Origin of the sequence: Acinetobacter ihumii (assembly GCF_900625095.1) — a bacterium.
Classification (GTDB): Bacteria; Pseudomonadota; Gammaproteobacteria; order Pseudomonadales; family Moraxellaceae; genus Acinetobacter; species Acinetobacter ihumii.
Map to the genome: position 1 here is coordinate 1,507,183 of NZ_LR130760.1, position 25,498 is coordinate 1,532,680.

23 protein-coding genes are annotated in these 25,498 nt (G+C 40.2%); 10 read left to right on the plus strand and 13 right to left on the minus strand.

Annotated features, from left to right (window positions below; translation table 11 throughout):
* Positions 1 to 305: 305 nt before the first annotated feature.
* Both E0D95_RS15830 and E0D95_RS15675 read right to left on the minus strand, forming a co-directional pair.
* Positions 306 to 416 carry a hypothetical protein gene (locus tag E0D95_RS15830; RefSeq protein ID WP_228258838.1) on the minus strand — a complete coding sequence of 37 codons (111 nt, stop codon included), beginning with the start codon at positions 414 to 416 and terminating at the stop codon, positions 306 to 308.
* A 29-nt stretch (positions 417 to 445) separates the two neighbouring features.
* Positions 446 to 604, minus strand: a complete 159-nt coding sequence (locus tag E0D95_RS15675) for a hypothetical protein (protein ID WP_165443236.1) — start codon at positions 602 to 604, stop codon at positions 446 to 448.
* 262 nt (positions 605 to 866) lie between these two features.
* Between E0D95_RS15675 and E0D95_RS06960 the strand changes: the two genes are divergently transcribed.
* A complete protein-coding gene (locus E0D95_RS06960) occupies positions 867 to 2,282 on the plus strand; it encodes an aminotransferase-like domain-containing protein (protein ID WP_130803207.1) in 1,416 nt (471 codons plus the stop codon).
* A gap of 34 nt (positions 2,283 to 2,316) precedes the next feature.
* Here the strand turns inward: E0D95_RS06960 and E0D95_RS06965 are convergent, their stop codons facing one another.
* The 3 genes from E0D95_RS06965 to E0D95_RS06975 all read right to left on the minus strand — a co-directional run bounded on the left by E0D95_RS06965 (position 2,317) and on the right by E0D95_RS06975 (position 5,792).
* Positions 2,317 to 3,861, minus strand: coding sequence for a DHA2 family efflux MFS transporter permease subunit (locus tag E0D95_RS06965; RefSeq protein ID WP_130803208.1), 1,545 nt, complete (start codon positions 3,859 to 3,861; stop codon positions 2,317 to 2,319).
* 3 nt (positions 3,862 to 3,864) lie between these two features.
* A complete protein-coding gene (locus E0D95_RS06970) occupies positions 3,865 to 5,019 on the minus strand; it encodes an HlyD family secretion protein (RefSeq protein ID WP_130803209.1) in 1,155 nt (384 codons plus the stop codon).
* 275 nt (positions 5,020 to 5,294) lie between these two features.
* The gene (locus tag E0D95_RS06975) at positions 5,295 to 5,792 is read right to left on the minus strand and encodes a thioesterase family protein (protein ID WP_130803210.1); all 498 of its coding nucleotides are present in this window, start codon (positions 5,790 to 5,792) and stop codon (positions 5,295 to 5,297) included.
* 110 nt (positions 5,793 to 5,902) lie between these two features.
* Here E0D95_RS06975 and hemB point away from each other — a divergent pair, with 110 nt between their 5' ends.
* Positions 5,903 to 6,916 (plus strand): porphobilinogen synthase, encoded by a 1,014-nt coding sequence (hemB, locus tag E0D95_RS06980; RefSeq protein WP_130803211.1) that lies wholly within the window; start codon positions 5,903 to 5,905, stop codon positions 6,914 to 6,916.
* A gap of 26 nt (positions 6,917 to 6,942) precedes the next feature.
* Positions 6,943 to 8,079 (plus strand): glycine oxidase ThiO, encoded by a 1,137-nt coding sequence (gene thiO, locus E0D95_RS06985; RefSeq protein WP_130803212.1) that lies wholly within the window; start codon positions 6,943 to 6,945, stop codon positions 8,077 to 8,079.
* A gap of 31 nt (positions 8,080 to 8,110) precedes the next feature.
* On the opposite strand, the gene E0D95_RS06990 is transcribed toward thiO, so the two are convergent.
* Positions 8,111 to 8,554, minus strand: a complete 444-nt coding sequence (locus E0D95_RS06990; RefSeq protein WP_130803213.1) for an ABZJ_00895 family protein — start codon at positions 8,552 to 8,554, stop codon at positions 8,111 to 8,113.
* Positions 8,555 to 8,913: 359 nt separating this feature from the next.
* Between E0D95_RS06990 and E0D95_RS07000 the strand changes: the two genes are divergently transcribed.
* Complete coding sequence (locus tag E0D95_RS07000) at positions 8,914 to 9,489, plus strand: hypothetical protein (protein ID WP_130803214.1); 576 nt, start codon at positions 8,914 to 8,916, stop codon at positions 9,487 to 9,489.
* Positions 9,490 to 9,550: 61 nt separating this feature from the next.
* Here the strand turns inward: E0D95_RS07000 and E0D95_RS07005 are convergent, their stop codons facing one another.
* Positions 9,551 to 10,024, minus strand: coding sequence for an OsmC family protein (locus E0D95_RS07005; protein WP_130803215.1), 474 nt, complete (start codon positions 10,022 to 10,024; stop codon positions 9,551 to 9,553).
* 124 nt (positions 10,025 to 10,148) lie between these two features.
* Between E0D95_RS07005 and E0D95_RS07010 the strand changes: the two genes are divergently transcribed.
* The 3 genes from E0D95_RS07010 to E0D95_RS07020 all read left to right on the plus strand — a co-directional run bounded on the left by E0D95_RS07010 (position 10,149) and on the right by E0D95_RS07020 (position 16,019).
* Entirely contained in the window at positions 10,149 to 11,402 is a 1,254-nt protein-coding gene (locus E0D95_RS07010) for an exonuclease SbcCD subunit D (RefSeq protein ID WP_130803216.1), read from the plus strand.
* Positions 11,403 to 11,411: 9 nt separating this feature from the next.
* The gene (locus tag E0D95_RS07015; RefSeq protein ID WP_130803217.1) at positions 11,412 to 15,008 is read left to right on the plus strand and encodes an AAA family ATPase; all 3,597 of its coding nucleotides are present in this window, start codon (positions 11,412 to 11,414) and stop codon (positions 15,006 to 15,008) included.
* 204 nt (positions 15,009 to 15,212) lie between these two features.
* Entirely contained in the window at positions 15,213 to 16,019 is an 807-nt protein-coding gene (locus tag E0D95_RS07020) for a transglutaminase-like domain-containing protein (RefSeq protein ID WP_130803218.1), read from the plus strand.
* 100 nt (positions 16,020 to 16,119) lie between these two features.
* Here the strand turns inward: E0D95_RS07020 and E0D95_RS07025 are convergent, their stop codons facing one another.
* Positions 16,120 to 16,965, minus strand: a complete 846-nt coding sequence (locus E0D95_RS07025) for an undecaprenyl-diphosphate phosphatase (RefSeq protein ID WP_130803219.1) — start codon at positions 16,963 to 16,965, stop codon at positions 16,120 to 16,122.
* A 151-nt stretch (positions 16,966 to 17,116) separates the two neighbouring features.
* Entirely contained in the window at positions 17,117 to 17,803 is a 687-nt protein-coding gene (locus E0D95_RS07030) for a YggS family pyridoxal phosphate-dependent enzyme (RefSeq protein ID WP_130803220.1), read from the minus strand.
* Positions 17,804 to 17,926: 123 nt separating this feature from the next.
* Here E0D95_RS07030 and E0D95_RS07035 point away from each other — a divergent pair, with 123 nt between their 5' ends.
* On the plus strand, positions 17,927 to 18,964 hold the full coding sequence (locus tag E0D95_RS07035) for a type IV pilus twitching motility protein PilT (RefSeq protein WP_130803221.1): 1,038 nt from the start codon (positions 17,927 to 17,929) through the stop codon (positions 18,962 to 18,964).
* Positions 18,965 to 18,991: 27 nt separating this feature from the next.
* Positions 18,992 to 20,110 carry a PilT/PilU family type 4a pilus ATPase gene (locus E0D95_RS07040; protein WP_130803222.1) on the plus strand — a complete coding sequence of 373 codons (1,119 nt, stop codon included), beginning with the start codon at positions 18,992 to 18,994 and terminating at the stop codon, positions 20,108 to 20,110.
* 219 nt (positions 20,111 to 20,329) lie between these two features.
* Here the strand turns inward: E0D95_RS07040 and E0D95_RS07045 are convergent, their stop codons facing one another.
* On the minus strand, positions 20,330 to 21,553 hold the full coding sequence (locus E0D95_RS07045; protein WP_130803223.1) for an MFS transporter: 1,224 nt from the start codon (positions 21,551 to 21,553) through the stop codon (positions 20,330 to 20,332).
* A gap of 103 nt (positions 21,554 to 21,656) precedes the next feature.
* Between E0D95_RS07045 and E0D95_RS07050 the strand changes: the two genes are divergently transcribed.
* On the plus strand, positions 21,657 to 22,418 hold the full coding sequence (locus E0D95_RS07050) for an AraC family transcriptional regulator (RefSeq protein ID WP_130803224.1): 762 nt from the start codon (positions 21,657 to 21,659) through the stop codon (positions 22,416 to 22,418).
* Position 22,419: 1 nt separating this feature from the next.
* On the opposite strand, the gene E0D95_RS07055 is transcribed toward E0D95_RS07050, so the two are convergent.
* From E0D95_RS07055 to E0D95_RS07065, 3 genes are all read right to left on the minus strand, one after another.
* Positions 22,420 to 23,691 carry a glutaminase gene (locus E0D95_RS07055; RefSeq protein WP_130803225.1) on the minus strand — a complete coding sequence of 424 codons (1,272 nt, stop codon included), beginning with the start codon at positions 23,689 to 23,691 and terminating at the stop codon, positions 22,420 to 22,422.
* A gap of 159 nt (positions 23,692 to 23,850) precedes the next feature.
* On the minus strand, positions 23,851 to 24,333 hold the full coding sequence (gene def / locus E0D95_RS07060; RefSeq protein WP_130803226.1) for a peptide deformylase: 483 nt from the start codon (positions 24,331 to 24,333) through the stop codon (positions 23,851 to 23,853).
* A 114-nt stretch (positions 24,334 to 24,447) separates the two neighbouring features.
* Positions 24,448 to 25,296, minus strand: coding sequence for a Cof-type HAD-IIB family hydrolase (locus tag E0D95_RS07065; protein ID WP_130804853.1), 849 nt, complete (start codon positions 25,294 to 25,296; stop codon positions 24,448 to 24,450).
* Positions 25,297 to 25,498: the final 202 nt, after the last annotated feature.

Consider the following 25,498-nt stretch of genomic DNA (forward strand, 5'->3'; position numbering starts at 1 on the left):
CTTTTGCCATCTGGCTGTTTTCAACTGCCCAAGTGCCTGTGCTTATTATATCTTAGCACAAAGCGGATATGTTGAACGTTGATAAGATTTGCTACATTCTACTAGAAATTGCCATAAAATCTAAACGCTGGGAAATACATCAATTAATCGTTTAGTGAACATCTCATTTGAAGCATTTGCTTAACTCGCCCCCTGCTTACTATATTATGTTTAAATATTAAAAGTTCATATAAAAGATGAAGTCTGAAAATAGCATGAATTCGATGCAATTGAGTATTGATCACCTCGATTTTAAATACGACTTTTTAAAGTAAATATTCCCAGATCACATAACCTATGCCAAAGCCCAAGAGTGCATAGAGCGTAATAATTAAAAATACAAAACTGGCTGTGTTATGTTGTTTTAAACTTTTCATTTCATTTAACTTATGTTGTAACTTTAGACTTAATGTTGTAGTTGACTCTCAACCTGTTTGCGTTGCTGAGATGGCATGTACTCAGGCTCATGACTGACTGCCAGATAGAATAATCCTAAAAATAAGCCACCCAATAACAGACTCATCATGACCGTTAATAGTGGAAATTTTGAGTGACTTTTTTGCATCTTCATAGCTCCTAAGCCTGTTTATCACCAAATAAACGCCGCTTTGAAAAGTATCAGCTCAAGCGAATAGTTTCTATTTTGATCAAATTCGAGAAGAATAAAAGATACAGATAAGCATTAAAAAACTATAACAGATAGAGTTTAATTACTTTTATCAGGTGTAAAAATTAATTTTTCTGTAAATTTTCTAGCTTCTGTTATAGTAAAAATTCAAATGCTACTTAACCTTTTACTGTTCTTTAGATCATATTTTTTGCTCAATATGTATAAATCCAAAAAACTGGCACAACAACTCAGACAACACATTGAAAATGGCAAGTGGTCTCTGCATAGCAAGCTTCCATCTCTACGTGAGCAAGCTCAAAATTCAGGCTTGAGTCTAATGACGGTGATGAATGCTTACCAAGAGCTTGAAGCTCAAGGACTGATTTATTCGAAAGAAAAATCAGGCTATTTCGTGGCTCAATCTGCATCTGGACAAAACTCTCAGGCTTCAGCACTTCTTTCTCATCACACTAAAATTGAAATAAACTCCGTGGTCTTTAAATATTTGAAATCCATTCAAACACAGGATGTGATTCCATTTGGTTCAGCCTTTCCAGATCCAGAATTATTATCACCAGCCAAACTGTTACAAATACTCAGTCAGATGGCGCGTCACCGAAAAAATTATGATCAATACTCGAATCTGCCACCGGGAAATGCTGCTTTACGCCAAGTCATTGCGCAACGCTATCAAATACAAGGCATTGCAGCCCATGCAGACGATATTGTCATTAGCTCTGGTGGATTGGATGCCTTAAATTTATCTTTGCAAGCCCTGACCCAACCCGGAGATTACATCCTATTACAGCAAAATACCTTTTATGGCGCATGGCAGGCTGCTGAACGCTTAGGACTCAAGGTGATCACCATAGCAGAACATCCTCAGTATGGTTTTGATTTAAACGCCTTTGAACATCTCCTGCAACAATACCCCATCAAGGTCTGTTGGTTCATGTTAAATGCCCAAAATCCTGTTGGCTTTACGGTAAGGTTTGAGATCAAAGCTAAAATTGCCGAGCTATTACACCAGTATCAAGTCTGTTTAATTGAAGATGATGTTTATGAAGAACTTTATTATGGTGCAAACAAACCTGTCCCAATGAAATATTTTGATCAGGATAATTTGATTTTACATTGTTCATCTTTTTCAAAAACATTAGGTGCAGGTTTTCGGGTGGGTTGGGTACATGCAGGAAAATATTCTGAACATATCCAACATTTACAACTCATGAGCACTATTTCAAGTCATACACTCATTCAAAATGCGTTGGTTGAATTTGTATCCAGTCATCATTATGAAAAACATTTACGGCAAATACGGCGACGCTTACAGAAAAATAAACGACTATTTGCCGATTATTTAAAGCAGTATTTGAGTTGTTGCTGTGAGATTTACGATGATGCCAATGGATATTTTCTTTGGATTAAACTTCCGATTCATATCAACAGTTTTGATTTGTACCAACAGCTCATGATGTATCAAATTAGCGTTGCTCCAAGTTCTCTGTTCAATTTATTTGATACAAAACAACATCATATTCGTATTAATTGTTCTTTTGAATGGAGCCAAACTGTAGAAAAGGCTTTGGACATCGTGGTTCAATGCATTCAAAATTTTAAAGCTGAACGCTAAATTCAGCTTTAAATTTTGGTGTTACTTAAAAGAATTAATGCGGTGCAGGCCCTTGCAAGTTACGCGTTGGTTTTGGACTAAGCCAAATGATCAACCCCGCAAAAACAAATACCATCGCAAATAATAAAAAGACATGATTTGCTGACATGGTAATCGCTTCTTTATCAACCAAACTGGAAATAACACCGAGTGCACTGTCTGCGCTAAAACCATTTTGGGCAAGGAGATTCTGAGTGTCCTGTGGGTGTAAATTCGATACCATCTCACTGCGTGCGACTTTGGCATGATCATCCCAAATGGTCACGGCAATAGATGCACCTATTGCCCCAGCCATAGTTCTTAAAAAGTTCATCAATCCTGCGGCGGATGCAATTTCCTGCGGCAACACTGAAGCCAATGCAATATTTGATAAAGGAATAAAGAAAAATGGCACAGCAAAACCTTGCAAAATCTGTGGCCATGCCAATGCCATAAAGTCTGAATCGGTAATCCAGAATGCTCGCATAAACGTCACCACACCTAACAACAATAGCCCAAAACTTGCTAAAGCCCGTGGATCATGTTTAGTCGCCAATTTCGCAACAATCGGTGACATGGTTAAGCTACCAAAGCCCATGGTTGCGGTTAAATAACCTGCCCATGTGGCGGTGTAACCAAGATTCATCTGTAACCATTGTGGTATCAGAACGATACTGCCAAAGAATGCACCAAAACCAAAAGACAAAGCCAATACTGAAACTGTAAACCCTCGATGCCTAAAGATCCAGAGATTGACCACTGGCTGTTTATCAGTCATTTCCCAAATCAGGAATACAATAAAACCTAATACCGCAATTAAAGCCAATATGATGATGCTGGTATTGTTAAACCAGTCACGTTCATGCCCCAAGTCCAACATCAGTTGCAATGCGCCAATCCATAGCACCAATAAAAACAGGCCCACGCTATCAATTCTTAGGCGAATCGTGTCTGTTTCGGCAACCGAAAGTAGTCGCACGGCTGCCATCACACAAATAATACCCACAGGAATATTGATAAAGAAAATCCAGTGCCAAGATAAATTATCACTGATTAATCCACCCAAGATTGGCCCTAAAATTGGACCCAATACAGTGGTCATTGCCCACAGCCCCATGGCTTGAGAATGTTTTTCTTGTGGAAAAATACGCATCAACAAAGTTTGGCTCAGTGGCATCAAAGGCCCACCAGACAACCCCTGTCCAATACGGCACAGCACCAGCATTTCAAGACTGGTCGAGAGTCCACATAAAAATGAGAACACGGTGAAACCAATCAGTCCCATCACAAAGACAAGCACGGTTCCAAAACGACTAGCCAACCAACCGGTCAATGGAACACAAATCGCTTCAGCAACCGCGTAGGAGGTAACCACCCATGTACCTTGTGAAGAAGAAACCGCCAGATTACCTGTGATATGCGGCACCGATACATTGGCAATAGTGGTATCCAGTACCACCATAAAATTGGATAATGCAATGACAAAGGCGGCGAGCAACAAGCGTCCACCGCTGAGTTCTGCAAATGGTGTAGCAGCTTTTGCTTGGCTTTGGGCAGTCATGAATTATTTCTTCGCAGAAAGATCGACTTTGGCTTCCATTGACAGCCCCACGCGTAATGGATGCTCTGCCAATTCTTTCGGATCAAGTTGGATCCGTACAGGTAAACGCTGTACCACCTTAATCCAGTTACCTGTTGCGTTTTGTGCTGGAATTAAGGCAAAAGCAGCACCTGTTCCGCCTGAAAAACCAACGACTTTGCCATGATATTCGACATCATCACCATACAAATCTGAGGTCAGTGTGGCACTTTGCCCAACACGGACTTTGGCTAATTGACTTTCCTTAAAGTTGGCATCTACGTAGAGCTGAGAAATCGGAACAATACTCATCATGACTGTACCCGGAGCAACCCGTTGACCAACCTGAATATTACGACGGGCGACCACACCATCGACGGGTGCACGAATCACCGTACGCTCCAAATCAAGCTGAGCCTGCTGCACTTTGGCTTGTGCCACTAATACATCTGGAAGGGTATTTTCATCAGTGCCTTTAATTAAGGCATCGTTAGCCGCCAAATTACTCATGGCTGCTTTACGATTAGATGTCGCCTGAGACAAACCCGCTTGCGCCACGTTTAAATTGGCTTGCGCGGTATGTAATGCACTTTGAGCAGAGGTCAGTTCCTCTTTAGAAATCGCACCTGTTGCTGCCAATGAAGCTCGGCGGTCATAATCCTGCTTGGCTTTATCGACATCCGTTTGCGCTTTGGCAACTTGTGCTTTGGCACTATTGATTTCATCATCCCGTACCACAACTTGGGAATTTAATGAACTACTATTGGCTGAACTTTGTTGATATTGGCGTTTGGCTTTTGCTAACTCAGCTTGAGCCTGTGCCAAAGCAATGGTGGCATCTCGATGGTCAATTTCAACCAGAACTTCGCCCTGTTTAACTTGCGCTGTATCACTCACCCATACTTTGGCGACCTGACCATTGACCATAGAAGTAATCTGGGCATTTTCTGCACCGACATAGGCGTTGTCGGTACTGATCGAATTGTTAAAAAATACAGCCCAAATCGCGTATAAAATTGCAGCAATAATGACGATTAAAGCAAAATAGCCCAATAATTTTTTACGTTTGCTTTTCATTGTGTCATCAGAAGTTGATGCTGTCTGCTCTGTGTCCTGCACATGATCTTGAGCATTTGTCATCGCATATTCCTAATTTTTCAGTTGAGATGGTCAGGGTTTTTCAAATTCGATCGATCAGTCTAGGTTCTAAATCTGAACTTAATCTTAAAAATAAAAACTTTGACAATGTTAATTTTCAAACATGCAAAGAATATCTAAAAATAATCGTATGCTGATAATAAAAACATAACTTGGCAGTTCAATTTTTCTTTTTTTGATATTTATAAAATTGTATAAATTTTTATTTTTCCAATAAAAAATATCAGAAGCATCACATAGATGCTTCTGTTGATCAATTAATAAGCATATGAAGCTGTTGCAACTGCAATGATTTTTTCTTCATTGTTGGTCATGGTCATGCGCATCGTACAGCCTTTGCGCCCTAAACGCAGTGTTTCGGCCTTGGCAATAAAATATTCACCACGTCCCGGCGCAATATAATCCACTCGCATATCAACTGTTGCTAAACGGGAAACTTTTTTAATGGTTTCAGCCATATTTTCAGGTTCAGTTCGTTTATACAACTCTCCCATCGCCACAATACCACCAATACTATCCAGCACTGTTGCGGCAACACCACCATGTAAAATTTGAAAGGCGACATTCCCAATCAAATTGGGTTGCATGTCAATATAAGCCTCTATTTCGTCATCGATTACACGCATGGTCATACCACTGTGTCTAAAAAAAGGTGAGCTGTTAAATGCTTGACACAACTGATTCAGAATCACGGTAATATCAATCTTTGAGCCTAATTGAATATGCCCAGTCCATGTTTTTTTAGGTTCAGTCATAAATTCCCTGATCATCCACACATCTAAATTAAAGCCAATTGTGTTTGTACAAATGCCCTATTATGGGTCTACAATACTGCACTAGTTTAATACTGAACATTGAGATTGTTATGACTTATACGTTCAATCGTCCTGCATTTCCTGCGACTCGCATGCGTCGAATCCGTAAAAATGATCAACTTCGCGCCATGGTGAGTGAAACTCAACTGACGGCGCAGCATCTCATTTATCCAGTATTTGTACTTCCGGGGCAAAATCAACGTCAAGATATTGCAAGTATGCCCAATATTCAGCGTTTATCGGCAGATTTACTCGTCAAAAAAGCGGAACAACTTTTAGAATTAGGCGTGTCCAAGCTTGCGCTATTTCCAGTCACACCGCAACAAGACAAAAGTTTGACTGCCGAAGCAGCTTGGCGTGAAGACGGTTTGGTACAGGAAACTTGCCGTTTGCTTAAGAAAGAATTACCAGAAATGGTCCTGATTACTGATGGCGCTTTAGATCCTTATACTACACATGGTCAGGATGGCATCATTGATGATACAGGTTATGTTCTGAATGATGAAACGGTTGAATGTCTGGTTAAACAAGCGTTAAGTCATGCCGAAGCAGGCGCCGACGTAGTTGCACCAAGCGATATGATGGATGGACGTATCGCCGCTATTCGTCAGGCATTTGAACAGAACGGCTTTATTTATACCAACATTATGGCGTATTCAGCCAAATACGCGTCTAGCTTTTATGGGCCATTCCGTGATGCGGTCGGTTCTGCCAGCAATTTAAAAGGTGGCAATAAATATAACTACCAGATGGATATCGGTAATCGCGCCGAAGCGTTGCATGAAATTGCGCTGGATTTACAAGAAGGCGCAGATATGGTGATTGTCAAACCGGGTATGCCTTATCTGGACATTGTGCGTGAAGTCAAAGACACCTTTGGCGTTCCAACCTTTTTGTATCAGGTCAGCGGCGAATATGCCATGCTGGCAGGCGCAATTCAAAATGGCTGGCTGTCTGACAGTGTGATTTTAGAATCACTTTTATGTTGCCGCCGCGCGGGAGCAGATGGAATCTGGACTTATTTTGCTGAAGAAGCTGCCCTTAAATTGAAAGACATGAAATAAAACTCAAAAACAAATCAGAGATGAGCATGCATATTGCCATTATTGGCGCTGGAATAAGTGGTTTACTCACCGCACTTGAACTGGTTGAACAAGGTTGTCAGGTTTCAATTTTTGATCAACAGCAGGCTGGACAGGCTGCGTCATGGGCTGGTGGCGGTATCCTCTCGCCCATGTATCCGTGGCGTTATCCCCACGCGGTCAATACGCTGGCACAATATGGCAAAAGCATGTATCAGACATGGAATCAAAAATTACGGCCAATTACAGGTATTGATTTTGAAATTCATGACACAGGCATGCTGATTTTTGATGAGGACGATTTCGATATTGGTCTAAATTACGCCGCACGTTATCAAGAGCCGATGCAACAAGCAGACTATCTTGAAAGAGATGCTTTAGAACAAGTCAATCCATGGATTAATCCCAAGTTTCAACATGCAATTTATTTCTCACAATTGTCCAATGTTCGTAATCCAAGACTTTTACAATCGCTCATCTATTATTTAAAGCAACATCCTTCTGTAAAATTTTTTGAACAGATCCAAATCAGCCAATTTCAGATTCAGCATCAACAAGTTGTCTACGCGATTGATCAACAGGGCAATAAAATCCACGCGGATCAATTTGTGATTGCGACTGGCGCATGGAGCCAGCATTGGGCAAAACAATTGAAGCTGGACATTCCGGTACAGCCTGTCCAAGGGCAAATGCTGCTGTTTAAAGCCCCTGCACATTGGTTACCCACCATGTGTATGAATCAAGTGATGTATCTCATTCCACGTCAAGATGGACATATTGTCTGTGGTTCAAGCATGGCACATTGTGGTTTTAACACAACGCCAGATGCCAAAACCAAACAGAATATTTTGGATGCCTGTCTGGAAATGGTGCCTGAACTGGCACAATTTCCAATTGTAAAACAATGGGCAGGACTGCGACCAAGCTCTCCAACAGGAGTTCCATATATTGGTGCTGTGCCAGAGATGCGTAATCTTTGGCTAAATGTCGGACATTTTCGTAACGGCTTATGTATGGGACCTGCTTCTGCACAGTTGCTACGTCAACTTATGCTGAAACAGCCAGCCTTTACTAACCCGTTGCCCTACTCTCCTGAACATTTAATGCGTGAGCAAGGCAAAAGTGGTTCAATCTCATTGGTTTAAGAATGGGATATTCTTTATTTCATTGAAAAAATTAGAACATCTTTTCCGCCATACGCTGCGCCTGTTTGCCATAAAACCAATAAGTGATTAAATAGAGCGGAATCGCAAGCAATAAAATCATAATTACGACAATACTGATAAATTCAGGCTGTTGCAGGTAGAGTAAAAAATTCTGAAAAACCTCAGGGTCTTTACGTGAAAATATAAACAGCCCAATTAAAACACCGAGTAAGTTATATCCCCAAAAAATCAGGCTAAAACCCAAGGTCAGTTTTTTACGTTCTGGCTGAGTTGGCGCACGTTTTTCATGTTTTAAAAATCGAAATAACACCACGATGATCGCGACTAGATACGGTATAGCCGTGACAATTCCTCCAAATTGGGAAGGTAACACCGCAGCGATCACGCCCATGAGCAATGTCATGACAAAGCAAATGCCAAAGAACCATAAATAATATCGACGTAAATGGGTCATATTCATCACAAATTGTGCAGTCAAAAAAATATTTTAAGTTTTTTTCATTTTTTTTGCATTTCCTTGTCAACCTTTTCAGTATGAGCTTCGTTATATAGGGTACAAGGTCAGCAGCAACCGATCAGCATTTGCACGGCATCCGCAAATTTTCGGTGACCTTTCATTATGACATATCCTTTAGAGTATGTTTTGTTAGCAGCCAGACATCATTCTAAAGTTTTTGACCGACGATTTATCATCACTCGAATCGTCGGTCTTTATTTTTTTCAGCTGCATTTTTCTTTATCTATTCTCATGTTTTATATAAATTGAATAAAGAACAAAGAACCGATTAAATTCACTTTGAAAGGGTTAATTAAGTGTCTATAAAAATTAAACTTTTAACCATTCCTTTTTTGCTTTTTCTAACCGCTTGCGTAGGTAATATGAATCCAACAGGAGGAAACTCCACGCCAAATTATCCGTTTTTTATTACGACTCAAACGCAAGTTGTAAAAAAAATTACTGTTCCAGCAGGGACAAAGTTGGTTTATCAGGAACAGCACTTTAAAGAAGGCAAACAAGATCATGCTCTGTCTGAAAAAAAGCTGACTGCGATTGAATTTCCAAAGGATCAACCCTTAGTTTGGGCAGGCGTTCCTATTTCCTCCATCAATCAGTTTTTTAATTCAGAAATGCGAGGTTATAGCATTTATGCCGATTTTAAACGATTGCCAGATATTCGAAAAAATAGATTTACTCAACTTTGGCAGTCATGTGATGACAGTTTAGGCATTACTATCAAAAACACAGAGGATTGGTCATTTAATAAAGAAAATATTACAGATGTTGAAAGTTGTAGTGTGAATTATCAACGATATTTTAAAAATGATCCGAAGCAGCAACGTTTTTTGGACCAATTATATCAAGCGTTAAATCAAGTGAATGAAAGCTAAAAATATCGAATTAAAATCTACAACAATATGTGTTCTTTACCCACCCTATTGAAGTGAAGAATCATTTTTCAAGTTCAAACGATGCTTCACAAAAAATTGGAAAATTCACAGAGTTGGCAATCATACATGCATGATGTGCCTGCTCATGCAATTGATTCGCCAGATCAAGATTCGCACCTGCTGTTAAGACAATATGCGGTTTCAAAATGACTTGTGTAATGTGTCCTCGTTTTTCGGGATGAGCATCATCCATCCATCCACATGCATGATCAACATAATCGACTACACAAATCTGATTCATTGCACATAGATGCAAATACCATAATTTATGACAAGCGGATGCTGCTGCGACAATTAAATCTTCAGGATTCCATCGTTCAGGATGACCTCGATATGCTGGATCGGCTGAACCAGAAATAACAGGTTTATTCTCACTTTCAATGACAAAATCCCGTTGATAGGATTGATAGGTTTTCGTGCCTTCGCCCGTATTTCCAATCCAGCGAATTTTTACATCATATTGATGAATCGTCATTTTTTACTCTTTAATCAAAATTCGTCTAAAAATATCATCGCGCGGTTGATTTTTGATGCGTTCTGAATTGTAGTTTGATTTATGTTACCTTATCCTCTCATTAAAAACAGGAATACCATCACCGATGACCGTGCGCTTTTTTCATACCTCCGACTGGCATCTGGGACAGTTTTTTTATAACCATTCCCGCCACTACGAGCATGAACAATTTCTGACATGGTTACTCGAACAAATCAAAAATAAACAACCACATGCCCTGCTGATTGCAGGTGATATTTTCGATGTGATTAATCCGAGTTCACAAGCGCAAAAACAGCTTTATCAATTTCTTGCCGATGCTCACCAACTTGCTCCACATATGCAAACCCTAATGATTGCAGGCAATCATGATTCAGGCTATCGCATCGAACAAGTTGAGCCACTTTTAGAAAAATACAACGCTAAAACTGTGGGTGTAGTGCGCTGGAATGAGGACAAAACCCTCAACCTCGATCGCTTAATTTTGCCCATTTATGATGAACAAAAGCAAATTGTGGCATGGTGTATTGCCCTGCCTTTTTTACGTTCGGCTGAAATTACAGGATTTAATGAACACACCAGTAGTAGTCAAAGTGCCATTGCCTATTTGCATCAGCAATTGATTGCAGAAGCCAAACGACGTCAAACTGAACATCAGGCAATTATCTTAATGTCACATGCCCATATGCAAGGCGGTGAAACTTCGGATTCAGAACGTCCAATTATCATTGGCAATGAAGAAGCATTATCGACGAGCTTGTTTGAAGATGGCATAGACTATGTGGCACTCGGACATTTACATAAGCCGCAAAAAGTGGGGCAAGCTCATATTCGTTATAGTGGCTCACCTATTCCACTTTCATTTAGTGAAATTAATTATAAACATCAAGTGCTTGAGGTCACAATTGACCCCAGTTTAAAACATGATTCAAATTTTCAATATGAAGTTTTAGAAATTCCACGTCGTGTACAATTGCATAAAATTCGTGGTGAACTGAATGAAGTCATGCAAAGATTAAGGTCACTTCCTAGCGAAGTGATTGAGAGTATTGATCAACGTGAATATGTTGATATTGAGTATCATACGCTTACGCCACCACAGCCGAATTTAAGACAGCAGTTTGAGGATGCGCTGCCACCAGATCGTTATCGTCTGGTACGGATTTCCCGTCAATATTTGTCCACCGAAGATGACACCAACCATCAACGACAGATCAATCTACAACCCCCAACACCTGAAAATTTATTTCAAAAGATTTGGGAGAACAAAGGCTATAGCCAAGATGAGGACGTGCAAAAAGACTTTATGAGTTTAGTCGCTCAAGCCCAGCAACAACTTGAAGATCAACATAAGAGTTAAAGGATTCGCGTGAAAATTTTATCCATTCGACTCAAAAATCTGGCATCACTCGCAGGTGAACATTTTATTGATTTTGAAAGTGAACCACTTGCCAGTGCGGGTCTGATTGCGATTGTCGGGAAAACGGGTGCGGGTAAATCCACAATTTTGGATGCGATGTGTCTGGCTTTGTTTAATAAAATTCCAAGACTCAAAGACAGCGACGGTAAACTTTTAGATGTAGATGGCTCGGAGCTTTTAACCAATTCGCCACTCACCGTTCTACGACGTGGTAGCGCACACGGTTTTGCCGAATTGTGTTTTGTTGCACAAGACCAAAAACATTATTCAGTCCGTTGGGAAATTAAACGCGCCCGTGAAAATGCCAATGGTAAATTACAAAGTGTACAGCGTTATTTAAAATGCCTGACTGATAGCGTGATCATTGCAGATAAAAGCAAAGCTGTTGAAACCCATATTCAACAGATCACTCAACTGAGTTTTGAGCAATTCACGCGAGCCGTGCTGTTAGCACAATCTGAAGTAACAGCGTTCTTAAAAGCCCGTGATCATGAGCGTGGCGAACTGCTTGAATATCTGACCAATTCTGCAATTTTTGCCAAGATTGGGCAGTTGGCTTTTGAAAAAACCCGTGACATGACTCAGCAGCGTAAACAACTGGAGAATATGTTAGGGCATATTGAGTTGCTTTCAGAACAAGAATGGGCTGAACTTCAGCTTCAATTTGATAGCGCACTACAACTGCAACAAAAACTTGAAACTGAAAAATCCAAGCTACAGCATTTACAACAATGGTTTGAAAGTCAGCAAAAGTTTGAAAATGACATTGTATTTAAACAGCAACAGTATGATGCACAAGTTAAAATACACAATAGCTTAGATAAAGACCGTCAGTTATTCAGCCAACTAAATATTTTTTCTGAGATCAGACCACATGTCTTTCAACAGCAACAACTACTCAAACAGCAGCAACAACTTGAACCGCAAATTTCAGAACAGCAACAACTCTTTTCAAGCTTAAACGTACAGTTTGAGCAGGAGAAAACGCGCTATCATCAAGCTGAAAATGCTTTGCAACAGTTTCAGCATTTTGAACAACAACATCAAACAGAACTGAATCAGGTTCGTCAATATGTTCAGGAACGCGACTATATTGCAGAACAATATAAAAAAACACACAGTCGTTTAAAACAACTTGAACTGGCTAAGCAACCTTTATTGCACCAACAGCAACAATTTGAACAGCAGTTGCAACAACGGACTGAGAAACAGCAACAAACGACAGTCCAATTGGATCAAAGCCACCAATTTATGCCGCTTGACTCAGGTTTAAAAGCACATATTCAACAACTCAATCAATTTATTCTGCAATATCAAAAAATTGAACAACAGATGGGTGATATCCATCAGGCACATATCCAGTTGCAGCATCATCAAGACACATTAAAGAAATTGATTGAGCAGTTTGGTGCAACTGAGCAGATCGATGTCAAAGTTGAACAACGACAACTGCAACGGGAACAACAACTGAATCGGCTGAATCAATTTGAAAGTATTCAGCAAAAGCTCAATGCTTATTTTGAATTAAAGCAGGAACTACATCAGTTTCAATCTGATTTTGAACAATCCACGCCAACACATCAGCACATCAAGCAGCAAACACACGATATTGAACAAACTTATCAACGCTCAAAGTCACAACGTGAACAGCTTCAGCACATGTTACAACAACAACGTTTGTTGCATGCTGAAAATATTGAACACTTACGTGCTGAGCTTAAACATGGTGAAGCTTGTCTGGTGTGTGGCAGTACCGAACATCCTTATCGAAATGAGGAAGGTCTGGTTTCGAAAGCCTTATATGAGTTACAACAGCAACAGGAACAGCAAGCCATTCAACAAGAACAGCAACACTTTAATGAATGGCAAAACGTACAGCAGCAATTGACCCAGTTACAAGCGCATCTAAACCAGTTAAAGGTCAGTATGACTCGTGCTCAGGAAAAATTTCAACAGCAACATCAGGTCTTGATGCAGTCTTTGCAACAGGTCAATATTGAGTTGGATTTTTCACTTGAACAGCCTGAATTAACAGCTCAATTAAAGCTTCATTTACAAAAAAATCAAAGCATTAAACAACAGATCGAACATGAAATTCAACGCTTACAACAGGCACAAAAGCAGCAACAAAGCTTACAACAGAATATTCAGAATACCCAACATCAACTGCATACCATTCAGCAGTTACAGCAGCAAGTTCAGCATATTGTGCAATGTCTGGATGCACATGAACAACAACAATGGTCTCAGCACACGCTGAAGATCGCTGCAAAAATGCTGAACACTTTACAGCATCGCGCTCAGCAACTCGAACAAAAAGACAGCTTACAAAAGCAAGTGGATCAAATTCATCAACAGCTTGATGTATTAAATACAGAACTATTACATCAGCATAAACAGCACATTGAGCTGAAACAACAGCTGGATGCTATTGAGCAACAAGGCAAACAAAATAGTGAACATGCCAATCGTTTAGTTGAACAAATGACAGCTCAAGTTGAACTCAAAGCCAATGAATGGTTGGCACAACATGATCAAAAACGCCAACAGTTACAACAGCATTATCAACAATTGAAACATGATTTTGAACAGGCACGGCATAACTTTGAACAGCAAAAAAATCAGCTGGATCAACTTCACGCACAATATAAACATAATCAAAGCACATTAACTCAATGTCAGACTGATATTGAACAATGGCTAAAGCAGCATCCTGATTTTTCTCAATCACAACTTTCCAGTTTGATGTTGGTTTCAACACAACAGGAACAACAGCTGCGTTTAGGCTTACAACAAGCAGAACGTCAACTCAATAAAGCGCATTCAGCACTTAAAACGCTTCAGGAGCAACTGACTGAACATTTACAGTCGCAACCTGAGATGGATCATGAACAGCTTAAAACACAGCTTCACAATGTACTGAACCAATTACAAACCAATGGTGAACAGCGAGATCGGTACAAAGTTAAAATCGAGTTACACCAGCAAAATCTTGCTAAACAGCAACAATTTGCTGATCAGATTCAACAGGTCCAACAACAGGAACATCGCTGGAATAAAATTTCGAGCCTGATTGGCGATGCCAAAGGCAAAGAATTTCGGGATTTGGCGCAGCAATACAATCTGGATATTTTATTGGAATATGCCAATCAACAACTTGCCATGCTTTCGCAACGTTATACCTTAAAACGCTTAGAGCATTCACTGAGCCTTGCCATTATCGATCATGATATGGATGGTGAAATCCGTTCCGTTGCCTCACTTTCTGGTGGAGAATCTTTCCTGACTGCCCTTGCCATTTCACTGGCAATTGCCAATATGGCATCCGGATCAATGAAAATTGAATCGCTCTTTATTGATGAAGGCTTTGGTACATTAGATGCCTCCTCTTTGCACATGGTGATGAATGCACTGGATCAACTACAAAGTCAGGGACGTAAAGTTGTGTTGATCTCGCATATTCAAGACATGCATGAACGTATTCCGGTACAGATACAAGTACAGCCGATTGGTTCGGGTTCAAGTCGCATTGAAGTGGTAGGATAGGACTCAATTTTTAATCAGTTACTGCAAACTTCGCGGTTACCTTTATCATACTATTTGTATCGGAATGCTTGATTTAAAAAAATGAGGAAACTGTTAGCTTGAAGTCATTCAGAGTCACAACAAAATGATCAGAACAAAAAATAAATGAAATGGTCAATTTTTTATGATGAAGAAAAATTTATCTTTTTTCATGAGCTTAAAACCATGTCCCATATCTTTAAAATTGATTGTCAACTCAATTATCGCGTAAAAAAAACAACTGAATTTATGTTTCAACTTGAAGCTTCAGAGCATGCTTGGCAAACGCTTACTAGCGAATCATTTCATGTAAAACCTGATTTACCATATGAGCAATATCAAAGAGATAATGGGCTTAACAGATTAATAAGACTGAGTGTTCCCGAAGGTGATTTAACCGTTCGATATTGTGCAGAAGTTGAAACGCAGATTCCTGAACGCAATACGAATTTACAGGAAAGCGAGATAAAGGACTTACCATCTGACACTTTGTTTTTTCTCGCCCCGAGTCGTTTTTGTGAATCTGATTTAATCGGTACGATGGTCAATCATACTTTTGCAGATTTACCTAAAGGTTATGCTCGCGTACAAGCCATTTGTGACTGGATTTACGACAACATCGTTTATGAATCAGGGTCTTCAGACAGTACCACCACAGCACGTGATATTTTAGTCAATCGCGCTGGAGTATGTCGTGATTTTGCGCATTTAGGCATTGCAATTTGCCGTGCACTGAATATCCCTGCCCGTTTTGTGTTTGGCTATATGCCATTTTACGAAGCCAATCCAGATTTTCATGCAATCTTTGAAGTCTATCTGGAAAATCAGTGGGTACTTTTCGATGCAACACGCATGGGGCCAATTGATCAATTTGTACGTATTGGAACTGGACTCGATGCCAAAGATGTTCCATTTGCAACGGTTTATGGGGAGATTGAACTCATTTCAATGAGTCCTGTGATTAAGCGAGTACCACAAAAAAGTGTGGCTTAGATTGCAAACTGAACGATTAGTCTAAATAGAATTTTCATGGGAAAATATGGATAGTCGATTTACAAATATTTTCCCATTTAATCTTTCATCTTCGGTAGAGCTAGGCTAAAAGCAACACCACACCTGAAAATACCAAACAATAAATCCCAAACAAATACCAGCGACCATGTTCGAGCCATGCAGATAGCCATTTCAATGCAAGCAGCCCTGTTAAAAAGCTAAACAACATTCCAAATAAACTGGGCAAAAGTAGACTACCTAAAGCCAAGTGAGAGGCCCCTGCACTTGCATGTTGTGCATGAACCAAACGCAACAACTCTTTTATAATAACAGCTGGTGTCAAAACCACGGCCAATGCAAAGCTAAATTCTTCTGCTTTTTGACGAGAAATACCCAAAAATAACCCTGTTGAAATGGTCGCACCAGAACGGGAAAAACCACGGAATGGCAAACATAATGCTTGTACAGCGCCGATTATCATGGCACTCGGTAAACGAATATCTGCTTGCTGCCCACGATCAAGACGTGAAGAGAAAATAATTAAAATTCCTGATGCAGCCAAAGCCGTTGCCATAAGTTTGGAATTACTAAATAAATGTTCAATCTCAAAGTTACTGGCTCCACCAAAAAAAACATGTTTAATCAAGGATTGAAGTAATAACCCTAACACACCAGTGATCACAGTCGCTAGCAACACATAAAAGCAACGTCGTTTAAAATCCTGCCCGTTTGAAAAATAGGTTTTTTTCCATGACTGCCAAAAATACACAATCACGGCAAACATGGTTCCCGTATGTAACATCACTAATAAAAACGTCATGTCAGGTGCAGATGGGTCAAATCCCATAATTTTTTCTGCCAAAATCACATGCGCAGAACTGGAAACAGGCAACAGTTCAGCTAGCCCCTGTATCACAGCCAAAATAAAGATATGTAAAAGGTTCAATTTATATTCTCGTAAAAGCCTGTGATGCTTATATACTGACGAGCCATTAAAACTAGATTAAAAAGCTCAATCGAATTAAACAAACACAACGCTCATCATCCGAATAGATGAATTTATTCCTTAGAAAGTTGTCTTACTTCATTTTTAAATTTTATTTTGAATAATCCCGTGCTCCAAACAGAGCCGTGCCAATGCGTACAATGGTTGCACCAGCAGCGATTGCCGCTTCTAAATCACCAGACATTCCCATACTTAAAGTATCCCAATCTTGAGGTCGGGCATGTTGTGTTTTAACTTCATCAAACAGTTGCTTGGCATCTGTGAAAGCCTGTAGATGATCTGGTGCAGGAATCACCATAAGTCCACGTAAACGAATACGCGCTAATTGACTAATTTGTGCGACTAATTCTGCTACTTCATGTGGCTCACAGCCATCTTTAGAATCCTGAGCATCTATATTGACTTGAATGCATATATTTAGTGGAACTTGCGTGTCTAAGCGTTGGTTTGATAGCCGCTCGGCAATTACCAGACGATCAACCCCATGGACCCAATCAAATTTTTCTGCCAGATGTTTGGTTTTATTACGTTGTACATGTCCGATAAAATGCCATTCAATGTCCAGATCTTTTAATGCCTCCATTTTATCCAGTGCTTCCTGTAAATAGTTTTCACCGAAACAATGTTGTCCTAACTGATACATCTCACGTAACGACTGATGTGGATGTGTTTTGGAGACAGCCAATAAATGCACAGTAGCAGGGTCACGCTCTACGCTTTGGCATGCGTTTTCGATATGTTGAATGACCTGATTTCGCGCTTGTTGAAACTGATTCATTGACAGGGTTCTCATTTCAGTTATTTTTTTTGCTTAACCAGACTTGGAAGTGTTGGTAAGCGGTTCGGAAACGCTTATTATTCTACAAAATAACGATACATACTCATTATATTAGGGGAAATCATGGATATTACAGAGTTACTCGCTTTTTCGGTTAAAAACGGTGCATCGGACTTACATCTTTCAGCAGGAATGCCACCGATGATTCGGGTCGATGGTGAAGTTCGTCGTATTAATTTACCGGCACTCGAACACAAAGAAGTGCATCGTCTGGTTTACGACATTATGAATGATAAACAGCGCCGTGACTTTGAAGAACAACTAGAAACAGACTTTTCCTTTGAAGTGCCAAACATTGCGCGGTTTCGTGTCAATGCATTTAATCAAAACCGTGGCGCAGGCGCAGTATTTCGTACCATTCCGTCCAAAGTACTGACCATGGATGACTTGGGTTTAGGACAAATCTTCAAAGATATCTGTGAATATCCACGTGGGATTGTTTTGGTGACAGGCCCAACAGGTTCGGGTAAATCTACCACCCTCGCCGCCATGCTGGATTATATTAATGACAATCGTTATGACCACATTTTAACCGTTGAAGATCCGATTGAATTTGTACACCAATCCAAAAAATGCCTGATTAACCAGCGTGAAGTGCATCGTGATACTCACGGCTTTAATGAAGCACTGCGTTCAGCACTGCGTGAAGATCCAGATATTATCCTTGTCGGTGAGATGCGTGACCTTGAAACCATTCGTTTGGCTTTGACTGCCGCAGAAACAGGTCACTTGGTGTTTGGCACCCTGCATACTACTTCAGCCGCAAAAACCATTGACCGTGTTATTGACGTGTTTCCTGCCGAAGAAAAAGATATGGTTCGCGCCATGTTATCTGAATCATTGCAAGCCGTTATTTCTCAAACCTTATTAAAGAAAAATGGGGGTGGACGTGTTGCAGCACATGAAATTATGATTGGAATTCCCGCCATTCGTAATTTAATTCGTGAAAATAAAGTCGCGCAAATGTACTCAGCCATTCAAACCGGTGCTAACTATGGCATGACCACACTGGATCAAAGCCTCAAAACATTGGTTTCAAAAGGCATGATTAGTCCACAAACAGCACGTACCGTTGCTAAATCACCAGAATCCTTCCTATAAACCAAAACAATAAAAGGATCATACAATATGGATTTTAATGACCTTCTCAATCTGATGATTGAACAAAAAGCTTCAGACCTGTTTGTCACCGCAGGTGTTGAGCCTTCCATGAAAATTAATGGTCAAATTGTCCCTGTTTCCAAGACCAAGCTTGGTGCTGAAGTGGTTGGACAGCTTATTCAATCTATTATGTCTGATAAGCAACGCAAAGAATTTAGCGAAACACGTGAATGTAACTTTGCCATCATGAATCGCGATAAAACCGCGCGGTTTCGTGTCAGCGCCTTTCAGCAACGTGATATGCCAGGAATGGTACTCCGTCGTATCGAAACCATTATTCCTACAATGGATGAATTACGCTTACCGCCAATTCTTAAAGATTTGGCCATGACCAAACGTGGCATTATTATCTTTGTGGGGGCAACAGGCACGGGTAAATCGACTTCGCTGGCATCGATGATTGGTTATCGAAATCAGAACTCCAAAGGTCATATCATTACGGTTGAAGATCCTATTGAGTTTATTCATGAACACGCTGGCTGTATCGTTACACAACGTGAAGTCGGTATTGATACCGATTCTTTTGAAATCGCATTGAAAAATACACTACGACAAGCCCCTGATGTGATTTTGATTGGTGAGATTCGTTCACGTGAAGTCATGGACTACGCCATTGCTTTTGCTGAAACGGGACATCTGGTCTTAGCGACATTACACGCCAACAACGCCAACCAAGCATTGGATCGTATTATTCATTTCTTTGAAAGTGATCGTCATAACCAACTATATATGGACTTATCACTTAATTTAAAAGCCATGGTGGCTCAGCAATTGATCCCAACGCCAGATGGTCATTCACGTCGTGCTGCCATTGAAATTCTGATTAATACCCCTCTACTTGCTGACTACATTCGTAAAGGTGAAATTCATGAAATTAAAGATTTGATGAAACGCTCACGCGAACTGGGAATGCAAACTTTCGATCAAGCGTTATTTGATCTTTATAAGGCTGGTGAAATTAGTTATAAGGAAGCCTTGAAACATGCTGACTCACCAAATGATCTACGTCTAAGTATCAAACTTTCCGAAGAAGGTGCAGAGCAACTGCTCAATGCCAGTCGTAACATTACTTTCGATGGTCAGTAACATATTGATTTTTAAAATTTCTCTTGTTTTTCATCCACTATAATTTTTAAAGTAGGAAAGCAAAAGCCGCACTTCCATCATGATCTGATGCTTGTGCGGCTTTCATTTCGGGGATGACTGCATTCAGCCTAAGCTCTGTCATTCATTGACGATAAACTAAGGTCAAAATTTATATCGCTTTGCGCCTTATAGCAAAATTAAATGAGTGTTGCATACCAATTAAGCGGTTCTGGTTTTGGGTAAAAAGAAGGTCACCAACCCCAACAGCGGCAAAAAAGCACATAATTTAAATACCCATTCAATACCATGAGTGTCCGCCAGATAACCTAAACCTGCTGCTGCAATACCACTCACACCAAACATCAAACCAAACATTAAACCTGCAATCATTCCCACTCGACCTGGAACTGCTTCCTGAGCATAAACCACCATTGCTGCAAATGCAGAAGATAAAACCACCCCGACAATAATAGACAATACTGTTGTCCAGAATAAATTGGCATAAGGCAGAATCAATGCGAACGGTGCCATCCCTACAAACGAAACCCAAATGACGGCTTTGCGTCCGATCTTGTCCCCAATTGGTCCGCCTGCAAAAGTTCCTACTGCCACCGCAGCCAAAAATACAAATAAATGTAATTGCGCACTTTGTAGACTCAACTGAAACTTTTGAATTAAATAGAACGTAAAATAATTACTAATACTGGCAATGTAGGTAAATTTAGCAAACATTAATAATGAGATGGTCGAAAGTGCAATGATTAACTGGCGACCATGCAATTTAGCCTGTCCAATCACGACTTTTGAAGCAAGTTGCTGTTTACTGTGTCTGATGGTCCAGCGACTAACACCGGTTAAAATCCAAATCGCCAAGAGTGCAAACAGTACCAACCCAACCACGGCATATTGTCCAAACGGAACAATCAATAACGCCGCTAACAAGGGACCTATCGCTGTTCCTGTATTTCCCCCGACCTGAAAGGTGGACTGTGCTGTACCAAAACGCCCACCTGATGCCATACGTGCAACACGCGAGGCTTCAGGATGAAAAGTTGAGGAGCCAACACCAATTAAAGCTGAAGCAATTAATAGCATGCTAAAACTAGGAGAGAATGCCAAAAGGACGATGCCAATTAATGTCACTCCCATGCCCATTGGGAGTAAATAAGGTTTGGGATGTTTATCTGTATACAGTCCAATCCAAGGTTGCAACAATGAAGCTGTGATTTGATACACCAGTGAAATGAGTCCAACCTGAGTAAAACTGAGTGCAAAATTATCTTTAAGCATTGGATAAATTGCAGGCAGTATCGCCTGTATCAGGTCATTTAGTAAATGTGCAATGGCTACAGCACCCACAACTTTGAGGATAAAGCCCTGTGGTTGAATATATGCCGTAGAATTCTCCTGTACATTATCTTTCAATGGCATTGAAGACGTCATTTCAAGAAACTCCAATCATGGTGGTGTAAATGTCAGCATTGTAATCTGTCTCAAATGCAGCTATCTTCCAATAATTATCGTATAAGTGACAAAATAGAAAATCATGGACGAAAGTTTAAAACCCACAGAGCTGATCATTGGGTTGTCATCAGAACATGGTTATAAAGAAATCACATATGCCCATTCGCATTTAAGAGCGCAATTACTTTATGCCTCTAAAGGCACCATTCAGGTATTTACCGAGCATCAAGTCTGGATCATTCCCCCGAGGTGTGCATTATGGATTCCACCTCGAATTGAACATAGCGTCATAGCTTTAAGTCAGGTGAAATTAAACACAGCATTAATTGAAGAAAATGCTGCTCAGCGCATGGGAGAACATTGCTTTTTGATTCGTGTCAGTCCCTTATTACATGAATTACTCATTCGTTTTAATGAATTAGACCAACTTAAACAAACTGGTTTAAGCATTTCCCAAAAGTTGTTAGCTGCGCTGCATCTGATTATTTTTGATGAAATCCAGCGCTCACATTCTTTGGCTATTCAAATCCCCTGGCCCAAAGATCCCCGCTTAGTTCGAATCTGTGAAATGCTATTCGCCTTTCCCAATCAATTAAAAGATTTAAATACATGGGCAGATGAAATTGGGACCAGCTCACGAACACTCATGCGTATGTTTCAACGTGAAACAGGTATGTCTTATCGAGCTTGGATTCAACAAATGCACATTGCACTCGCCTTAGCTAAGATCGCAGAGGGGCAATCGATCAACCAGATTTCTGATGCCTTGGGCTATACCAATGCCAGCGCCTTTAGTGCCATGTTTAAACGGCATTTAGGTAAAACACCGCAGCAGTTTCGATAAATTAATGCTGTTGTTCTAATAATTCATCCAGATTTTCAAATACATGTAAAACACGGTCTTTATAGGTTCTACTATGGTCCAGACGGCGTTCAGGATCGACCAGAAGTAGAGTATGTCCATCATCAATCAAACGATCAATCCCTTCTAAAAACATACGCTTGCCTACATCCTGAATCAGTGAAATTTTACTCAGATCAATCACTATTTTGCTATGTCCTTCAGGCTCATTTTGCAAAATACGCAACAGCATTTCTGCTTCGGTAAACTTTAAAACCCCACGCAATACATATACGCTGATCGAATCATCCACTCCTGTCAGATAATGGCTTTGTACAATCGTCTGTGCTGATGGTGCGGCTTCCATCAAATGTAAGCCCATATCACGGGATAAACGCTCCATGATATCAATACCACGCACACTATTCCCATGTTCATCCAGCTTTGGCGAAAAAACTGCAATACCGACCTGACCCGGTAATACACCTAAAATTCCACCTGCCACCCCACTTTTTGCTGGAATGCCAACGGTGGTCAACCAATCTCCCGCTGCATCATACATACCGCAGCTCATCATGACGCTCAGTACCTGTCGCACGACTTCTCGATTTAATAACCGTTTACCGGTTTTGGGATCAACTCCTCCATTGGCAAGGACACTTCCCATACGGACCAAATCTTTGACTGTGACCCGAATTGAACATTGGCGAATATAGCCATTTACGATATGGACTGGATCTGTTTCCAAAATACCAACTGTACGCAACATATAACCAATCGAGAGGTTACGATATGCCGTCTTTATTTCAGAGGCATAAACCTGTTCGTCAAAATGCAGCTCTCGTCCTGCCAACTCACTCATAAATGCACGTAATATTTCAGCACTTGATTGCGAACCATCGGTAGGTATTAAAGAATGCGTGGTGATCGCACCTGAGTTAATCATGGGATTTTTCGGACGATTTTCCTTGTCCAGTGAAATCTGATTAAAAGCCTCACCCGAAGGTTCTACACCGACTTTATTTAATACCGTCTCTATTCCAAGATGTTGCAGCACATAGGCATAAGTAAACGGCTTGGACATAGATTGAATCGTAAATTCAACCTCATCATCACCCACTGAATAAATTTCACCATCCACTGTCGAGATTGCCAAGGCCAATTGGTTCGGATTGGCTTGCGCAAGTTCTGGAATATAATCAGCAAGCTGACCTATATGATGATCATCGCAATCATCAAGAACATGCGCTAAATAATCAGGAACGGGGGTTCGCATAAAGGTTGCCTTTGTTATCAGATTCAATCATTGAGCCAAACGCATTGAGCTTGGTTCGATCAGTTTTTATCGTACATGCACCTGATAATATTAAATTTATAGTTTTGTAATTTTAGGGTGAATAAGTTAAATGTTCCTCAACCTCTCATTGATTCAGACCTAAACCATGCGTTCGGTAAACAACACGCCATCTAAATGGTCAACCTCATGTTGTACAATTCTGGCTGGAAAACCTTGATAATAAGTTTCGAACCATTCTCCCTGTAAAGATTGATAGCGTACTTTAACGGCGTTGGCACGCTCAACTTCACCGCGCTGGTCAGGCACACTCAAACAGCCTTCTTCACCCAAACAGGTTTCAAATGAATATTCAATAATTTCAGGATTCACCATCACCACTGCCTCCATTTCTGGAGCATCTGGGTAACGGGGATTAGGTCGAGAACCCACCACAATCATTCTTTTTGATATATAAACCTGCGGTGCGGCAATCCCAACACCATTACGTTCCAACATAGTATTGTGCAACGCGGTCGCCAGTTGCATCAGCCATTCTGTATTAAATTCAGCGTTACTTACTTCGACAGCTTTTAAGGTTAAAATCTGCTCACCATGTTGAGCGACTGGTAAAATGGTACTCATTTTGCTGCATCCGACTCACAATCAAAACTTATTGTGCAACTGAATATTCTCACTCACAAGCTGAAAATAAAAATCAATGACACAAATCATAATTATATAAAATGACTTGGCATATTAGAGATTTTCTCGCATCAAGCGATTTTTATTTGGAGTAAATGCCTGCGCGTTGAGGAGCAAATCAATCACGTCCAACACCCCTTGTTGTTCATTACTTTTTGCTAAATAACCAGCAACCTGTTTCAGTTCAGGAACAGCGTTACTCATGGCAAAACCATAACCGGCCTTTTGTACCATTTCAATGTCATTAAAATTATCCCCGATTGCAAGGACCTCATGATCCTGAATGTTCCATTTACACTGTAAAAATTGTAAGCCATAGGCTTTGTGTTTCTCTGGAAGTATGAGATCAATAAATCCAAAACCACTAGAGACCAGTTTGACCCAATGTTGTTGAACATAATCTCGATGTTTTAAGCCAGATAAAATGTCTGTATCTTGCACGCTAGTTGTGAGCGTCACTTTACAAATTTGATCATCGACTTGAACAAGATCATCCACCATTTTTAATCGTTTAAAGTAAATCTGAAGTTTCTGAAGTGTTTGTTCTGGCATATTTTTTTCGATATAAGCACAGTCTTTTGCACATAAAATCAATTTTTTTGCATTATCCTGTTTTAAATCAATCAGTATTGTTTGTAACCGTTCAGGGCTAAAAAAGTCAAAATTTAAAATCTGCTGCTGATCCACCACATAAGCCCCATTTTCCGCGACAAATGCCAGCTCATGTGCAATTTCAGGAAAATAGCTGGTTAAGGTATATAACGGATTGCCACTAGCCGCGACAAAATGAATACCCCGTTGTTTTAACTGGTTATATTGTTGTAAAAATCGTGCGCGATTGTATTTCTTCTCTGAATTTAAAAATGTTCCATCCATATCAACTGCAATCAGTTTGACTGGCATCATGACCTCATCTCTTAAGCTTTTCAATCTTTGTCAGGGACATGCTAGCAGTTCATCAAGATTTTATGAATCGGCAAAGCTATCTTTTGAATTATCTATTTATCGTTTGAATTACGCATTTATTTTTTGAGGAATGTGATTTAAGCCAAATGATCAATTCTACTCAATGATTTAATCTTTGCTTCAGTATGGACTTCTACAC